Annotated in this window: 15 protein-coding genes, 1 pseudogene and 1 other annotated feature; of the genes and pseudogenes, 13 read left to right on the top strand and 3 right to left on the bottom strand. The window is 40.9% G+C overall.

The window, feature by feature from the left end:
• The first annotated feature begins 149 nt into the window (after nt 1-149).
• Nucleotides 150-1,502, top strand: coding sequence for a glutathione-disulfide reductase (gene gorA, locus SCSH_RS02405; protein ID WP_057490304.1), 1,353 nt, complete (start codon nt 150-152; stop codon nt 1,500-1,502).
• Between the two features lie 15 nt (nt 1,503-1,517).
• On the opposite strand, the gene SCSH_RS02400 is transcribed toward gorA, so the two are convergent.
• Both SCSH_RS02400 and SCSH_RS02395 read right to left on the bottom strand, forming a co-directional pair.
• Nucleotides 1,518-2,771: a bifunctional folylpolyglutamate synthase/dihydrofolate synthase gene (locus SCSH_RS02400; RefSeq protein WP_057490303.1), complete on the bottom strand. Its 1,254-nt coding sequence runs from the start codon at nt 2,769-2,771 to the stop codon at nt 1,518-1,520.
• A gap of 123 nt (nt 2,772-2,894) precedes the next feature.
• Nucleotides 2,895-3,359 (bottom strand): DUF6556 family protein, encoded by a 465-nt coding sequence (locus SCSH_RS02395; RefSeq protein ID WP_057490302.1) that lies wholly within the window; start codon nt 3,357-3,359, stop codon nt 2,895-2,897.
• A gap of 128 nt (nt 3,360-3,487) precedes the next feature.
• Between SCSH_RS02395 and SCSH_RS02390 the strand changes: the two genes are divergently transcribed.
• The 9 genes and pseudogenes from SCSH_RS02390 to SCSH_RS02350 all read left to right on the top strand — a co-directional run bounded on the left by SCSH_RS02390 (nt 3,488) and on the right by SCSH_RS02350 (nt 10,264).
• Nucleotides 3,488-4,630, top strand: coding sequence for a cysteine desulfurase family protein (locus SCSH_RS02390; RefSeq protein WP_057490301.1), 1,143 nt, complete (start codon nt 3,488-3,490; stop codon nt 4,628-4,630).
• Nucleotides 4,631-4,895: 265 nt separating this feature from the next.
• Nucleotides 4,896-6,113 carry a tRNA uracil 4-sulfurtransferase ThiI gene (thiI, locus tag SCSH_RS02385; protein WP_057490337.1) on the top strand — a complete coding sequence of 406 codons (1,218 nt, stop codon included), beginning with the start codon at nt 4,896-4,898 and terminating at the stop codon, nt 6,111-6,113.
• A 348-nt stretch (nt 6,114-6,461) separates the two neighbouring features.
• A pseudogene (locus tag SCSH_RS02380) lies at nt 6,462-7,523 on the top strand (CapA family protein); the annotation flags it as partial.
• On the top strand, nt 7,517-8,080 hold the full coding sequence (locus tag SCSH_RS02375; RefSeq protein WP_057490300.1) for a GNAT family N-acetyltransferase: 564 nt from the start codon (nt 7,517-7,519) through the stop codon (nt 8,078-8,080). The pseudogene SCSH_RS02380 and the gene SCSH_RS02375, both read left to right, overlap by 7 nt.
• Before the next feature lie 100 nt (nt 8,081-8,180).
• Nucleotides 8,181-8,257, top strand: a sequence feature (ribosomal protein L21 leader region).
• A 36-nt stretch (nt 8,258-8,293) separates the two neighbouring features.
• On the top strand, nt 8,294-8,608 hold the full coding sequence (rplU, locus tag SCSH_RS02370) for a 50S ribosomal protein L21 (protein ID WP_057490299.1): 315 nt from the start codon (nt 8,294-8,296) through the stop codon (nt 8,606-8,608).
• An 11-nt stretch (nt 8,609-8,619) separates the two neighbouring features.
• Complete coding sequence (locus SCSH_RS02365) at nt 8,620-8,955, top strand: ribosomal-processing cysteine protease Prp (RefSeq protein ID WP_057490298.1); 336 nt, start codon at nt 8,620-8,622, stop codon at nt 8,953-8,955.
• A 21-nt stretch (nt 8,956-8,976) separates the two neighbouring features.
• Nucleotides 8,977-9,270 (top strand): 50S ribosomal protein L27, encoded by a 294-nt coding sequence (rpmA, locus tag SCSH_RS02360; protein ID WP_057490297.1) that lies wholly within the window; start codon nt 8,977-8,979, stop codon nt 9,268-9,270.
• Nucleotides 9,271-9,538: 268 nt separating this feature from the next.
• Nucleotides 9,539-10,051, top strand: a complete 513-nt coding sequence (locus tag SCSH_RS02355) for a DUF2975 domain-containing protein (protein ID WP_057490296.1) — start codon at nt 9,539-9,541, stop codon at nt 10,049-10,051.
• Between the two features lie 9 nt (nt 10,052-10,060).
• Nucleotides 10,061-10,264 (top strand): helix-turn-helix domain-containing protein, encoded by a 204-nt coding sequence (locus tag SCSH_RS02350; protein WP_057490295.1) that lies wholly within the window; start codon nt 10,061-10,063, stop codon nt 10,262-10,264.
• A gap of 112 nt (nt 10,265-10,376) precedes the next feature.
• On the opposite strand, the gene SCSH_RS02345 is transcribed toward SCSH_RS02350, so the two are convergent.
• Entirely contained in the window at nt 10,377-12,164 is a 1,788-nt protein-coding gene (locus SCSH_RS02345; protein WP_057490294.1) for a hypothetical protein, read from the bottom strand.
• Between the two features lie 338 nt (nt 12,165-12,502).
• Between SCSH_RS02345 and SCSH_RS02340 the strand changes: the two genes are divergently transcribed.
• Genes SCSH_RS02340 through SCSH_RS02330 form a run of 3 tightly spaced genes read left to right on the top strand, consistent with a single transcriptional unit; the run spans nt 12,503 to nt 14,756 of the window.
• Nucleotides 12,503-13,408, top strand: a complete 906-nt coding sequence (locus SCSH_RS02340) for a LysR family transcriptional regulator (RefSeq protein WP_057490293.1) — start codon at nt 12,503-12,505, stop codon at nt 13,406-13,408.
• Nucleotides 13,409-13,417: 9 nt separating this feature from the next.
• The gene (gene lspA / locus SCSH_RS02335) at nt 13,418-13,885 is read left to right on the top strand and encodes a signal peptidase II (RefSeq protein WP_057490292.1); all 468 of its coding nucleotides are present in this window, start codon (nt 13,418-13,420) and stop codon (nt 13,883-13,885) included.
• Nucleotides 13,869-14,756, top strand: a complete 888-nt coding sequence (locus SCSH_RS02330) for an RluA family pseudouridine synthase (protein ID WP_057490291.1) — start codon at nt 13,869-13,871, stop codon at nt 14,754-14,756. The genes lspA and SCSH_RS02330 overlap by 17 nt, the downstream gene beginning before the upstream one ends.
• Nucleotides 14,757-15,231: the final 475 nt, after the last annotated feature.

The following is a 15,231-nucleotide window of genomic DNA, read 5'->3' as shown; positions in this document are numbered from 1 at the left end:
AATGAAAAGAAGTGTATTAGAGAGCTGATAGCTATTTTGGCGGAGTCGTTCATTTTAGAAGTTAAGAGAATTCCCTGTGTATCAAAAAATTGCCAGCTTATAGGTTTTGTGATAAAGTAGATTTATTATTGATTCAAGGAGTTATTTGTATGACAAAACAATATGATTATATTGTTATTGGCGGCGGTTCCGGCGGAATTGCATCTGCTAACCGTGCTGCTATGCATGGTGCTAAGGTGGTCCTTTTTGAGGCCAAAGAAATTGGCGGAACCTGTGTTAATGTAGGCTGTGTGCCTAAAAAGGTCATGTGGTATGGAGCACAGGTTGCAGAAACGATTAATACCTATGCAGCTGACTACGGTTTTGATATAAGTGAAAAGACTTTTAATTTTGAAGTGTTAAAGAAGAATCGTCAGGCTTATATTGACCGTATTCATGGCTCTTATGAACGTGTTTTTGACAATAATGGTGTCGATCGTGTGTATGACTATGCTACTTTTGTAGACAGTCATACGGTTGAGGCAGGAGGAGAACTTTATACGGCGCCGCATATTTTAATTGCGACAGGCGGCCATGCTCTTGTTCCTGATATTCCGGGCAGTGAATACGGAATTACTTCGGACGGTTTTTTTGAATTAGATGCTGTTCCTAAACGTACGGCTGTTGTTGGTGCAGGCTATATTGCTGTTGAAGTAGCTGGTGTTCTGCACGCTCTTGGTAGTCAGACTCATCTTTTTGTCCGCCGTGATCGCCCCCTTCGAAAGTTTGATAAAGAAATTGTTGAGACATTAGTTGACAGTATGAAAGAAGACGGCCCTGAACTGCATACTTTTTCTGTACCGAAGGAAGTCATTAAGAATGCTGATGGTAGTTTGACCTTGGTTTTGGAAAATGGGGAAGAATATACGGTTGATACTCTGATTTGGGCAATTGGCCGTGCGGCTAATACAAAAGGCTTTAATCTAGAAGTGACTGGTGTTGCCTTAAATGATAAGGGTTTTATTACGACAGATGAATTTGAAAATACTAATGTTGAAGGACTCCATGCACTAGGTGATGTCAATGGTAAATTAGAATTAACCCCCGTTGCAGTGGCAGCAGGCCGCCGTCTGTCAGAGCGTCTGTTTAACAATAAGCCTGAAGAAAAGTTAGATTACAGCAATGTGGCAACTGTTATTTTCAGCCACCCTGTTATTGGTTCGGTCGGTTTGTCAGAAGAAGCTGCTCTGGCCAAATACGGGGAGCAAGAAGTAAAAGTGTATCGTTCAACTTTTACATCCATGTACACAGCAGTTACCAGCCATCGTCAGGCTTGCAAGATGAAGTTAGTGACTGTCGGATCAGATGAAAAAGTTGTAGGTCTTCACGGCATCGGTTATGGTGTGGATGAGATGATTCAAGGTTTTGCTGTTGCGATTAAGATGGGAGCTACCAAGGCTGATTTTGACAATACTGTAGCTATTCATCCAACAGGAGCTGAAGAATTTGTCACTATGCGATAAAATTAAAAACAAGGTTCAGCTGAATCTTGTTTTTTTAAGCAGATAATTTCTGATTTCAGAGATGAAGTAGAGGGAGCCTGTCACGACAAAGAGGTCCTCAGACTGCTCAGCTCTTTTCAGCCAAGTACGGTAGTCTTTTATTTTAGGGTAGCACTGGGGATAATTCTCCAGCTGCTCTGCCTCATAAAAAGAGAAAGTAGTCAGGGTAAGATCAAAAGGTGCAAGCAAATCCAGCATATCTTCTAAAGGTTTTCTTTTTAGACCAGCAAAGAGAATATGAATCGTTTTGTCAGAAAATTCGTCTGTGAGCAGCTGCACTAACTTTTCCATACTGTCTTCATTATGAGCTCCGTCAAGAAGGAGGTTTTCTTTTATTAGCTCGCTTCGTCCTGGCCACACTGCCGACTGAAGTCCGCTTTTTATGATAGAGGGAGTGATTCTGGGAAACTTTGACGAGAGAATGAGACTGGTCATGGCAGCCAGACTGGCATTGATCTTTTGATGGTGGCCCAGCATTTTCAAACGAATATCGCTAATATCCATCCTTGGACTAATGAAATCAAATGTCCTGCTTTTTTCTAAAATAGAAAAATCTTCTCCAAACTCATAAGGCGTACTTTGCAGCTGTTGAGCAGTCTGATAGAAAATAGGTCCGACTTCATCTGTCATGGATCCAAAAATGAGAGGAACTCCTTTATCCAGAGCACCCAGTTTTTGTCTTGCAATTTCTGTCAGGCTGTTTCCTAGCGTTTCTGTATGATCTTTGCTGATAGATGGACAGACAAGGGCCAAAGCCTTGAAAACATTGGTAGAATCATTCAGACCTCCAATACCAGCTTCAATAATAGCTATATCGACTGGATTGATCTGTCCAAAATAAACAAACATCATAAACGTTATGACTTCAAACTCGGTTGGCCTACCAAGAGAAGTAGTGTCTTTCAGATTTTCAATAATAGGCTTTACTCTTGCAGTCAATCTTACGAGTTCTTCATCAGAAATTCCCTCTCCATTAATGGCTAAGCGTTCATTGAAGCGTGTGATGAAAGGCGAAGTAAAGGTACCTGTCTTATAGCCGGCTTCAGTCAGTATATGCTGGAGAAAGCTGGTCACAGATCCTTTGCCATTGGTGCCGACGACATGAACAGCAGCTAAGTTTTGCTGAGGGTTGCCGCTGTTTCCAAGAAGAAAGGCCATCCGTTTTAAATTTGGCCTGCGTCCATTGGCTTTGAAAGAGTGGATCCATTCCAGTGTTTGCTTGTAATTCATAAGACATCCTTTGATAGTTTTAATTTATTTTATTATAGCATTAACCTTGATTTATAAAGCATAGCTTTGAAAGATTTTGGACAAAAGAAAAGGCTGGAGAAGATTGTTCCAGCCTTTTGAGAATTATTGAGCAGCATTAGCAGCACTGTCTGCATTATTTTGCTGGTTGTTTGCCTGTGTCTGACTGTCTGCTTGGTTTTGAGCAGCAGCGTCACTGTCGCTATCACCTACAACTGTTGTTGCTGTTTGATTTGGGTCAGAGTAATTATTGTTATTGCCAGCGTTGCTGTCAGCATTTCCAGCTTGATTATTATTAGCTACATTGCCGTTATTTGCTGCTGAATCGTCTACTTCTTTTTCTTTGATGATAGTGGTTTTAGAAGTAGTGTCTTTTTTATCATTGTTAATGCTGTTGCGGTAATTGTTGATTGTAATCAATGCTGTGATAATCCCAAAAATCCCAGCAACAATAGCGACTGTCTTTTGCAGAGCAGAAAAACCTGTTTTAATGTGTTTAATCGGACGTCTGCGATTTGATCCTTTGGTTTTTTTATTAGGTTGTTGACGACGAGAATAATTATTTGCCATGGTTCCTCCTTTTTTATAATATTATACGCTTTTTCCCTAAAAAAGCCATAAAAAAGTTGTTCTTATTTTTTAAAGAAGCATGGGGAAATATGATATAATGTAGCTATTGTATTAAAAAGGATGATAAGATGATCTATTTTGATAATTCAGCAACAACGCTTCCATATCCAGAAGTAATCAAAACCTATGAGGAAGCGACAGCTAAAATTTTTGGCAACCCTTCTAGCCTTCATCGTTTAGGCAGTCAGGCCGCAAGAATTTTGCAAGCTTCCAGGCGGCAGATTGCAGAATTGTTAGGCAAATCTGCAGAGGAGATTTTTTTCACATCCGGCGGAACAGAAGGGGATAATTGGGTCATTAAGGGTGTGGCTTTTGAAAAAAAGCACTATGGCAAGCATATTATAGTTTCTCATATTGAACACCCGGCTGTTAAAGAATCTGCTAAATGGCTGAAGGAACAGGGGTTTGAAGTTGATTTTGCTCCTGTTGATGCTAAAGGCTTTGTTGATGTAAAAGTCTTGGCTGACCTAATCAGAACTGATACAACACTGGTCTCTGTTATGGCTGTTAACAATGAAATTGGTTCTGTTCAGCCGATTGAGGCTATTTCTGAGCTCTTGTCTGATAAGCCGACAATTTCTTTTCACGTTGATGCTGTGCAGGCTATTGGCAAGGTTGCTAGGGAAACTTATCTAACTGACCGTGTTGATTTTGCGACTTTTTCCGGTCATAAGTTCCACTCGGTGCGCGGGGTTGGCTTCATTTATAAAAAAGCAGGCAAGCGCATTTCACCCCTTTTAAATGGTGGTGGTCAGGAAGCTGGACTTAGAAGTACAACTGAAAATGTGGCTGGTATTGCAGCGACTGCTAAGGCCTTAAGGATGGTACTTGACAAAGAAACAGCAGTTCAAAGAAAACTCCAGTCCATTAAAAAAGCACTTGCTGACAGTCTGTCAAGTTATGATGATGTCACTCTTTTTTCAGGGACGGATGGCTTTGCGCCGAATATTTTGACTTTTGGCATTAAAGGTGTTCGCGGTGAAGTGCTGGTGCACGCTTTTGAGGAACACGATATTTACGTCTCAACAACCAGTGCTTGTTCTTCTAAGGCAGGTAAACCTGCAGGAACACTGATTGCCATGGGTATTCCGGCTAAATTGGCTCAGACTGCTGTTCGAATCAGTCTTGATGATGATAATGATATGAGTCAGGCTGAACAATTTTTAACGATTTTTAAATCTATCTATCAAAAAACCAAAAAAGTGAGATAAGTGATTTTTCTTCTAATAAGCTGACACTGTGTAAAAAAGCGCACGCAGTTTAGTGCGCTGTAGGAAGCTCTGACTTTTGCAATTTAACGTTTATTAGTTTGATTATTGTATGTTAAGGATTGAACAGTTCAAACGTCATTCTATGTTTTAGAAAGGAATTAGTGACGACCTAAAAGCTTGAAATTGAAACATTTTTGCCCTTCAAAAAGACTGCTCTTGTGAGAGTCTTTTGAGCTTCAATGCTTTTAGGTCTTTGTATGTTATGATGCAATATTCGGAAATTATGGTACGCTACGGGGAACTCTCAACCAAGGGTAAAAACCGTATGCGCTTTATTAATCGATTAAAACGGAACATTAAACATGTCTTGTCTGTCTATCCGGCTGTTAGGGTAGCAGCGGATCGAGATCGCGGACACATTTATCTGAATGGTACGGATTATCATGATGTGGCTGAATCGCTCAAGCAGATTTTTGGTATTCAAGCCTTTTCTCCTGTTTATAAAGTTGAAAAAGATGTCACCGTTTTGGAAAAAGCTGTGCAGGAAGTAATGACAGGGATTTATCGCGATGGAATGACTTTTAAAATTTCCAGCAAGAGGAGCGATCATCATTTTGAGTTGGATAGCCGTGAACTCAATCAAGTATTGGGTAGTGCTGTATTTGAAGCTCTGCCGCAAATTGAGGCTCAGATGAAAAATCCAGATATTACTCTTAAAGTTGAAATTCGTGAGGAAGCGGCCTATCTATCCCACGAAAATATTAAAGGAGCTGGTGGCCTGCCGGTTGGTACATCTGGTAAGGGCATGCTCATGCTTTCTGGCGGTATTGATTCACCCGTAGCTGGCTATCTGGCCTTAAAACGCGGCGTCAATATTGAAGCGGTACATTTTGCTAGCCCACCTTATACCAGTCCGGGTGCGCTTAAAAAAGCTCAGGATCTGACCCGCAAGCTGACAAAATTTGGTGGCAATATTCAATTTATTGAGGTACCTTTTACAGAAATTCAGGAAGAAATCAAGGAAAAAGCTCCGGAAGCCTATCTGATGACCCTGACACGCAGGTTTATGATGCGTATTACCGATTGGATTCGTGAGCAGCGCGGTGGCTTGGTCATCATCAACGGTGAAAGTCTGGGACAGGTTGCCAGTCAAACCTTGGAATCAATGCAGGCCATCAATGCAGTGACCAATACGCCTGTTATCCGTCCTGTTGTTACTATGGATAAGCTGGAAATTATTGATATTGCGGAAAAAATTGATACCTTTAATATTTCTGTTCAGCCATTTGAGGATTGTTGCACTATTTTTGCACCAGATCGACCAAAAACCAATCCTAAGATTAAAAATGTTGAACAGTATGAAACTAGATTAGATATTGATGGATTAGTTGCGCGTGCTGTAGCTGGAATTAAAATTACAGAAATCACACCGCAGACCGATCAAGCTGATGAAGTTGACGATTTAATTGCAGATTTATTGTAGTGCTCTTAAAAATAATAAAGCTGGGAGATAAGAACTGTCCCTTAAAAAGTCAGAGAAAAACGAGCTGACTTAAAGGGGGAACGGTTACTACTCTCAGCTTTTTAAATAGCAGTGAGAATCATTGGGAACAACAATCAGGAGTAAACATAATATGGTATAATAAACTAAAAACTTATTAAGAAACCGCTTTCTCTTGTTAGGGAGGTGTTTATGATGAAAAAGGGGTTCATAAAAAATAGGAAACAGGAAGAAACGCTTGTTTTGGCAGTTTGTTTCTGCCTTTTGCTAATATTGCTTTTGGTTTATCACTTTGTGTCTAAGAATAAAAATGAAGTGAATAAGAATGGAAGTGAAGGTGTTAAGACAGCTCGGGTTGTGGCCAACGGCGATATTCTTTACCATGATATCCTTTATACCAGTGCTAGAAAAAGCGATGGTTCTTATGATTTCAATCCTTATTTTGAATATGCCAAGGAATGGATTTCCAAAGCCGACCTTGCTATTGGGGACTTTGAAGGGACCATCAGTCCGGACTTTCCTTTGGGAGGATATCCCTTGTTTAATGCACCTCCGGCTGCAGCTCAGACGATGAAGGACACGGGTTATGATGTTGTAGACTTGGCTCACAATCACATTCTGGATTCTCAGCTTTCAGGTGCTTTAAATACAGTTAAGACTTTTAATGACTTAGGAATAGATACAATTGGTATTTATAAAAAAGACCGTGCCAAGGAGCCTTTTTTAATTAAGAAAGTCAATGGTATCAAAATTGCTATTTTGGGCTATGCCTATGGCTATAACGGAATGGAAGCCAACCTGACCAAAATAGAGCGGGCAGCTCATCTTTCCAATCTCAATCAAAAGAAAATTAAGGCCGAACTTAAAGAAGCCGAAAAGAAGGCAGACGTCACTATTGTGATGCCGCAGATGGGAACAGAATATGCTCTTGAGCCAACAGATGAGCAAAAGACACTCTATCATAAGATGGTCAAGTGGGGGGCAGATGTTATTTTTGGTGGCCATCCGCATGTTGCAGAACCTTCGGAAACACTGAAAAAAGACGGCCAGAAGAAGTTTATCATTTATTCAATGGGAAATTTCATCTCTAACCAATCCTATGAAAACCTGCAAAATTATTGGACAGAGCGCGGGCTGCTTATGGATGTTACCTTTGAGAAAAAAGCAGGCAAGACGACCATCAAAACAGTCAAAGCCCACCCGACCATGGTCTGGTCTTGGGGCAAGGGTCAAGTAGGTGCAGAAGGCTATGAATACAAAGATTACCGAGTCCTGATTTTGGAAGATTTCATCAAGGGCGGCAAATACCGCAATAAGCTGGATGATGCCATGAAGGAAAGAGCTGATACAGCTTATAAAGAAATGAAGAAATTGGTGAATTTAAAATGGTAACAAAGACAGCACTGATAAAAAGGGACAACTTAAGCCAGCAAAAAGTAAGACTCTTTAGCAAGGCCTATAATGATGTCAAAAAGCTCTATCTCTCAGCCTTTCCGCCTAATGAGCGTCTGCCTTATTTCTTGCTGCTGGTAAATAGTGTGCGGTCTCTGGCCAAGTGTTATGCTTATTATGATCAGGAAGAGTTTGTAGGTTTTGCTTATATTCTTGAATCTAAGAAGCAGGTGTTTGTTCTCTTTTTAGCGGTTAATGAGCCGATTCGCTCCAAGGGATACGGCAGTATGATACTGGCGAAAATTCGCGAATATGCCCAAGCAAGATCGCTCATATTGACGATAGAACCGCCTGATGAAGAAGCACCAAATAGTGAGCAGAGAAAACAGCGGCTCGCCTTTTATGAACGTAATGGATATCAATTGATTCCTCATTACTATTATGAAGGGCAGGAGCGCTATCAGATACTGACCACGAATCCGAGTATTGATTTGGAGCATTTCCAAAAATTAGTTAAAAGAGCTGTTTTGGGCTTAGTACCGATAGTCGTTCAATAGGAAAATAATGAAGGGGGAGGATTAGCTGGCTAAATAATTTAATGATTATCCTTGAAATACTCAGATGACTGTGCTATAATGTAAAAGTTGACTAAATGCACATCCTGTGCAACCGCACGAAAATCGTTGGATAAGTAGCGATTGGCGCTCACGATTTAGGCGAGTCTTCACAGAGGAATTTCCTCGAACAAAAAATCTTATAGGAGGTGCATAATGAGCACATACGCAATCATTAAAACTGGCGGAAAACAAGTTAAAGTTGAAGTCGGTCAAGCAATCTACGTTGAAAAACTTGACGCTGAAGCTGGAGCAGAAGTAACATTTGATCAAGTTGTTCTTGTTGGTGGAGAAGCAACTAAGGTTGGTACTCCAGTTGTTGAAGGGGCTACTGTTGTTGGAACTGTTGAAAAACAAGGAAAACAAAAGAAGGTTGTTACTTTTAAATACAAACCTAAAAAAGGCAGCCACCGCAAACAAGGTCATCGTCAGCCTTATACTAAAGTTGTTATCAAAGCTATCAATGCTTAAATTGAGCTGATATGATTCAGGTGACTTTTATTCGCCGTAAGAGCTTGCTGGAAAGTGCTGAGCTGACTGGTCATGCCGGAAGCGGGGAATATGGCTTTGATATCGTATGCGCAGCTGTTTCGACTTTGTCAATCAACTTGGTTAACGCCTTGGAGGTTTTAGCAGACTGCACAGTTCATTTACAAATGGATGAGATTGACGGCGGTTATATGAAGATTGATTTATCACATATAGCCAACAAATCAAATGAGAAAGTGCAATTATTATTTGAAGCCTTTCTCTTAGGGATAACCAATCTTGCTGAAAATTCTCCGGAATTTGTGGCAGTCAAGGTTATCACTCAATAAAATAAGAGAGGACACAACATTATGTTAAAAATGAATCTTGCTAACTTGCAACTTTTCGCCCATAAAAAAGGTGGCGGTTCTACATCTAACGGACGTGATTCTGAAAGCAAGCGCCTCGGTGCTAAAGCTGCTGATGGCCAAACTGTTACAGGCGGTTCTATCCTTTACCGTCAGCGCGGAACTCATATCCATCCAGGAGCTAATGTAGGTCGCGGCGGAGATGATACCCTTTTTGCTAAAGTAGAAGGTGTCGTACGTTTCGAACGTAAAGGACGCGATAAAAAACAAGTTTCTGTTTACCCAATCGCAAAATAAACAAGATAAGGTCTGCTTGTCAAGCAGGCTTTTTCATATACAGTCATATTTGATAGAATTTATGAAGAGAGAGAGCAAGTGGAATTTATCTGCAAATAAGAGCAAAATTAAAGACCCACACTAGAAACATAAATTCCAGTGTGGGTCTTTAATGCTTTTTATTAAAAAATTATCGTTTTTTAATAAAAAAATGTTGACAAAGGAAATTTATATGATATACTGTAATTGTTGATAAACGATAAAAAATTATTAAAAAAGGAGTTTAATCATGGAAAATTCAAACATCATTAAAATGGCAAGAGGTATCGTCAAGGCTCTCTCTATTTTAACCTTATTATTGGCTGGGATTACAGCTCTCACAGGTGTATTGGCTCTGATTTTCAAAGAACCAGTGCTTGACTTCTTAATGAAATTTGTTGATAAAAAAGAAGGAGTTATTATCTCGGCCAAGGGATTAAGTTTCATGTCAACTGAAGAAGTTCTCATTAAAACAACTCTGTTGGTTGTGTCTCTCTTTGTCCTATATTACATCTTTCGCTTGGTTAGGCGCCTCTTAGACAATCTATTGGTGGATAAGGTTTTTGTCATAGAAAATGTTGACCTAGTTAAGCGCACATCCTATGTAGTAGCCCTGTATTCTCTCTTACCTGTTACTAGCCAAACAGGAGTGACCTTGAACGTCAACATCACCATGCTCATCATGGCCTTCATCGTTTGGATTTTCTCACAGGTATTAGCTAAAGCCAATGCCATTGCCGAAGAAAATGAATTTACGATATAGAGGTGAACTATGATTGTAGTTAATTTAGATGTGGAACTCGCTAAGAAAAAGATGCGCTCAGGGGATTTGGCAGAAAAAATCGGAATCACTCCTGCCAATCTCTCCATTTTGAAAACAGGAAAAGCAAAGGCAGTACGATTTTCAACCTTAGAAGCCATCTGTAAAGAGTTAGATTGTCAACCAGGGGATATCTTGGAATATCGACCGGATTAAAGTAAAAAGAAAATGAGACAAAAACGCTCATTTTCTTTTTGTTTATTAGAAAAGCAATGCTATCAAAGATCAACGTTCTTGCTATACAAGGAAGACGTGATTCAAAAACATGTTAGGGTTGTTGAAGAACAGCTTTGCCATCAGCCCCGATTTGATAGGTATTTCCTCTATATGTTAAGGTTCGGTTAGTCCACATTTCGCCGGTATCCGGATCAAAATAGTAGAGGCTGCCATCAATTTCAAGGAGCTTATCTTTAATCTGTCCGGCCTCTTGATAATAATAGCCCAGCTTACTATCATAAGATGGCAGGAAATATAAAACTTTGCCATCAATAGTTTGCCAGCCGGTAACAGCAGCGCCGTCAGCTCCTAGATAGAGCCAGCCTTTATAATAAGGTTGATAGTAATAATTATTGGAAGGCGTAATGTATACAAAACGATTTGTCCACATTTCTCCACTGTCCGGATCAAAGTAATAAAATTTGTTATTTTTCCGGATTAGCTGATTCTTGGCCTGCCAGCTGTCAGAATAGAAATAAAGCTGCTTGCCATCAATGGTTTGTTTGCCCGTAACAGCGGCACCGTCAGCTCCTAAGTAATACCAAACGTTGAAGTAGCTGCTGTATCGCTCATTGTATTGTGACTGACTAACAAAGCGATTTGTCCACATTTCTCCGCTGTCTGGGTCAAAGTAATATTTTTTGCCATCGAGACTAATCATTTTTCCTTTAACCTGACTGCCATCACTGTTGAAATAAAGCTTTTGTCCATTGATGGTCTGCCAGCCTGTAGCAAATTGATTGTTTTCGTCAAGGTAGTACCAATTATTATTCTTTTGATAGAATTTTTTATTTTCTATCTTTTGTTTGAGGATAACTCCGCTGTTGTAATCAGTTAAAATCAGCTGTCCATCTTTATCATAGCCAATGCCTTTTAACTGCTTGCCATCATTGTCAAAATAATAAGGTTGTTGGTCAATGGTTTGATAACCTGTGACTGCCCTTCCCTGGCTGTCAAGATAGTACCAATTACCTATATAGTAGACAAAGCGGTTAGTCCACAGTTCTCCGCTGTCTTTATCAAAATAATACTTGTCACCATCAATCGTGTACATGCTGCCCTTGTACTGAGCGGCTGTTCGAGGTCTGTTTTTTTCAGCGAAGTAAAGCTGTTTGCCGTCGATTGTCTGCCAGCCTGTTAGAGCTTTTCCGTCTTCGTCAAGATAATAGAAGCTGCCTGCTTTGTTAATAAATTGACTGACAGCGGGCTGCCCCTGTGAATCAATATAGTAGACGTCATTGTTTACAGTAATGAGCCGGTCCTTTTGCAGGCTTCCGTCTGCTGAAAAATAATAGGTCTTACCATCAATCGTCTGAAAGCCTGTAAGCTTCTGGCCTTCTTGATTGATATAATAGGTTTTCCCGTCATCTCTAGTGACAAAGCCCCTTGTTTCAGCAGATGTCTGCTTTGTTTTTTCAGCTGTTTGCGGCTGAGAAGAAGCAGATGTGTGCTCTTGAGAAACTTGATTGGTTCCTGCAGCAGAAGGGTGTTGTGTTTCACTGCCTGTAGCTGTTGTTTCAGCTGTGGTGGCAGTTGTTTGATTTTGGCTGTCCTCTTGAAAAGCGCTTGATGCTTGACTCTCGCTTGCTTGCTCAGAAACTGTCGTTTGGCCTGATGTTGAGTCTGTCATTGAGTCGGAATTTGAAGAGTCAGCAGAGGTGGCTTCAGAAACTGTTTCACTCGTTTGGCTGACAGCAGGACCGTTTTGTGCAGGCGCCTTGTCTTCAGCCAAAACCGGAGCGGCTAAGGAGCCCAGAAGAACTGCTGCTGCGCTCATGATGAAGGTTCTGTGTTTCTTGATTTTTCCCTTATACGGTCTAAAGTGAGTTTGTCTTATCATAAAAACCTCTTTTCTTTTAAAGCAAAGTGCTGGGCAACACCTTTATTATAGCACGCTGCTTAGGCTTTGCTTCTTAATGACTGGAAATGATAGTTATCTGTAATGCTGCTGAGATGATGACGCTTGTTTGTCAAAAAACTGTATCTGCAGTTATCTTTTAGGCAGCCATCTTCTTTTTTTATCATTGTGTATATGAAGCTGGCAGCAGAAATGCCAGGTGGCTGACATGCCGGAAAACACTAACTGCCTGCTCAACAAAGATAATAAGCGAAAATCACGCGTAAAGTGTGATTTTTATTGTATAATAGAAACAGCAGTTAAAAAAAGAAAGTAGTATCATGAACATTCAGCAATTACGATATGTGGTGGCTATTGCGAACAGCGGGACCTTTCGCGAGGCAGCTGCCAAACTTTTTGTCAGTCAGCCCAGCCTGTCTGTCGCTGTCAAGGATTTGGAGCAAGAGCTGGGTTTTAAAATTTTTACACGAACGACAACAGGGGCAGTTCTAACCAGTCAGGGGCTGACTTTTTATGAAAAGTCACTGGAAGTCGTTAAGAGTTTTGATTCCTTTGAGAAGCGCTATGCTAAGCCGGACAGTGATAAAAATCAATTTTCGGTAGCCAGTCAGCACTATGACTTTCTGCCGCCTCTGCTGACAAGCTTTTCCAAGCAGTATCCGGAATATAAGGACTTTCGGATTTTTGAAACGACAACGGCTCAGATTTTAGATGAAGTGTCTGAGGGCCACAGCGAAATCGGTATTATTTACATGAACCAGCAAAATCGTAAGGGTATTTTGCAGAAAATGGATAAGCTGGGTCTGGAATTTGTCGAAATGATTCCCTTTAAAACGCATATTTACCTGCGTCAAGACCATCCTCTGGCTCAAAAAGATATTTTGACCATGGAAGATTTAGAAGGGCTTGAGACGGTTCGCTTCACTCAGGAAAAAGATGAATATCTTTATTATTCTGAAAATCTGGTTGATACCTCTGGCAGTTCCTTGATTTACAATGTTACTGACCGGGCAACTCTCAATGGGATTTTGGAGCGGACGGACGCCTATGCGACTGGCTCAGGATTTTTAGACAGCCGCAGTGTCAACGGCATTACAGTCATTCCTTTGGATGATAAGCTGGATAACCGCATGGTCTATGTCAGACGCAGCAGTACAGCCTTATCAACGTGTGCTCTGAAGTTTATCAATGTTATGTTTAATTATTTTGAAACCTATAAGCCTTAAGGAGAACCTATGAGAAAACTATTACTGCCTTTTATCGTTCTTCTTTTGGTTGGGCTGGATCAGCTCAGCAAAGTTCTGGTTGTCAAGTTTATTGCCTTGGGGGAACTCGTCAATGTGATTCCCAACGTGGTCAGCCTCACCTATTTGAAAAATACGGGAGCCGCCTTTTCTATTTTAGAAAACCAGCAGTGGTTCTTTACGATTATTACTGTACTTGTGCTGGGGGCAGCGGCTTACTACCTTATCAAATATATACAGTCTGACAATGTCTGGCTTTTGGCTGGTTTGATTTTGATTATTTCCGGCGGTATAGGCAATTTTATTGACCGCTTGCGGCTGGGCTATGTTGTGGATATGGTTCATCTTGATTTTGTTGATTTTGCAATATTTAATGCAGCGGATACGTATTTGAGTATCGGTGTGCTGCTTTTGATTGTTGCCCTATGGAGAGAAGAAAAAAATGGAGATTCGCATTAAAGAAGCAGGTCCGCGCTTAGACAAGGCTCTGGCAGATTTGACAGAACTGTCCCGCAGTCAGGCCGGTGAACAGATTAAGGCTGGGCTTGTTCTGGTTAACGGCCAAGCTCAAAAAGCTAAATATGCGGTTAAAGCCGGAGATGTAGTTACTTATGAACTGCCGCAGGAAGAACTGCTGGACTGTCTGCCGCAGGACTTGCCGCTTGATATTATCTATGAAGATGCTGATGTTGCGGTTGTCAATAAACCTCAGGGAATGGTGGTTCATCCTTCGGCAGGCCATCCTTCGGGAACGCTGGTTAATGCCTTGCTTTTTCATGTCAAAGATTTGTCTGCTATTAACGGTGTGATAAGACCGGGTATTGTTCACCGCATTGATAAGGATACTTCGGGACTTTTGATGATCGCTAAAAATGACCAAGCCCATCAGTTTCTGGCGGATGAACTAAAAGAAAAGAAATCATTGCGCCAGTATTTGGCTATTGTTCACGGCAGTCTGCCAAATGACCGCGGTGTTATCGAGGCACCGATAGGCCGCAGCGACAAAGATCGCAAAAAGCAGGCTGTGACAGCAAAAGGCAAGCCTGCTGTAACACATTTTCAGGTTGTGGAACGTTTTGGCGATTATACTTTGGTCAGACTGACTTTAGAGACCGGAAGAACCCATCAGATTCGTGTTCACATGGCCTATATCGGCCATCCAGTGGCAGGAGATCCGCTTTATGCTCCTAAGAAAACCCTCAAAGGACAGGGACAGTTTCTTCATGCGGAAACCCTGGCCTTTACTCATCCTGTCACAGGTCAATTAATGCGCTTTACTGCAGAAGTGCCGGCAGTTTTCCAAGAGACCTTAGATCAGCTGCGCCGTTAGTTAAGCTAATACTCAATAAAAATCAAAAATAGACTAGGCGACAAGTTGCAGGTTGTAATTAGGTAGGGTAAAGTGATATAGCCAGGTTGTAGACAAACTCTATAGTTAGCATTTCACAAGCACACACATCTTAGGATAATATCAATTCACAATCTATAAGATAAATAGACGAATGAAACGATCCTGTCCCAGATACTTTCCGCTGTAGCAAAAACGCCAGAAACGAGTGATTTCTGGCGTTCGGAGATTTTGAGACTTGGGCTCAAAATCTTAATTGAATACGGGCTGCAGATTGTGGCAAAAAGATGAGTCCGCCTAGAATCTTAACGATTTCGCGGCGCACTCCCTATTTTGCCTTTATCCGCAGACGTCCTTTGTATCTTGAACTTAGGTATGAAATTCCAAAGGAAGTTGCTACCTAAGGAAAGTATCGTAACACAATAGTTCTTTTAATAAAAATTGACTTTTTCTTCAG

Source organism: Streptococcus orisasini (genome assembly GCF_001431045.1).
GTDB classification, from domain to species: Bacteria; Bacillota; Bacilli; order Lactobacillales; family Streptococcaceae; genus Streptococcus; species Streptococcus orisasini.
The sequence above is the reverse complement of the archived record's forward strand: the minus strand, read 5'-3'. Positions and strand labels throughout refer to the sequence as shown.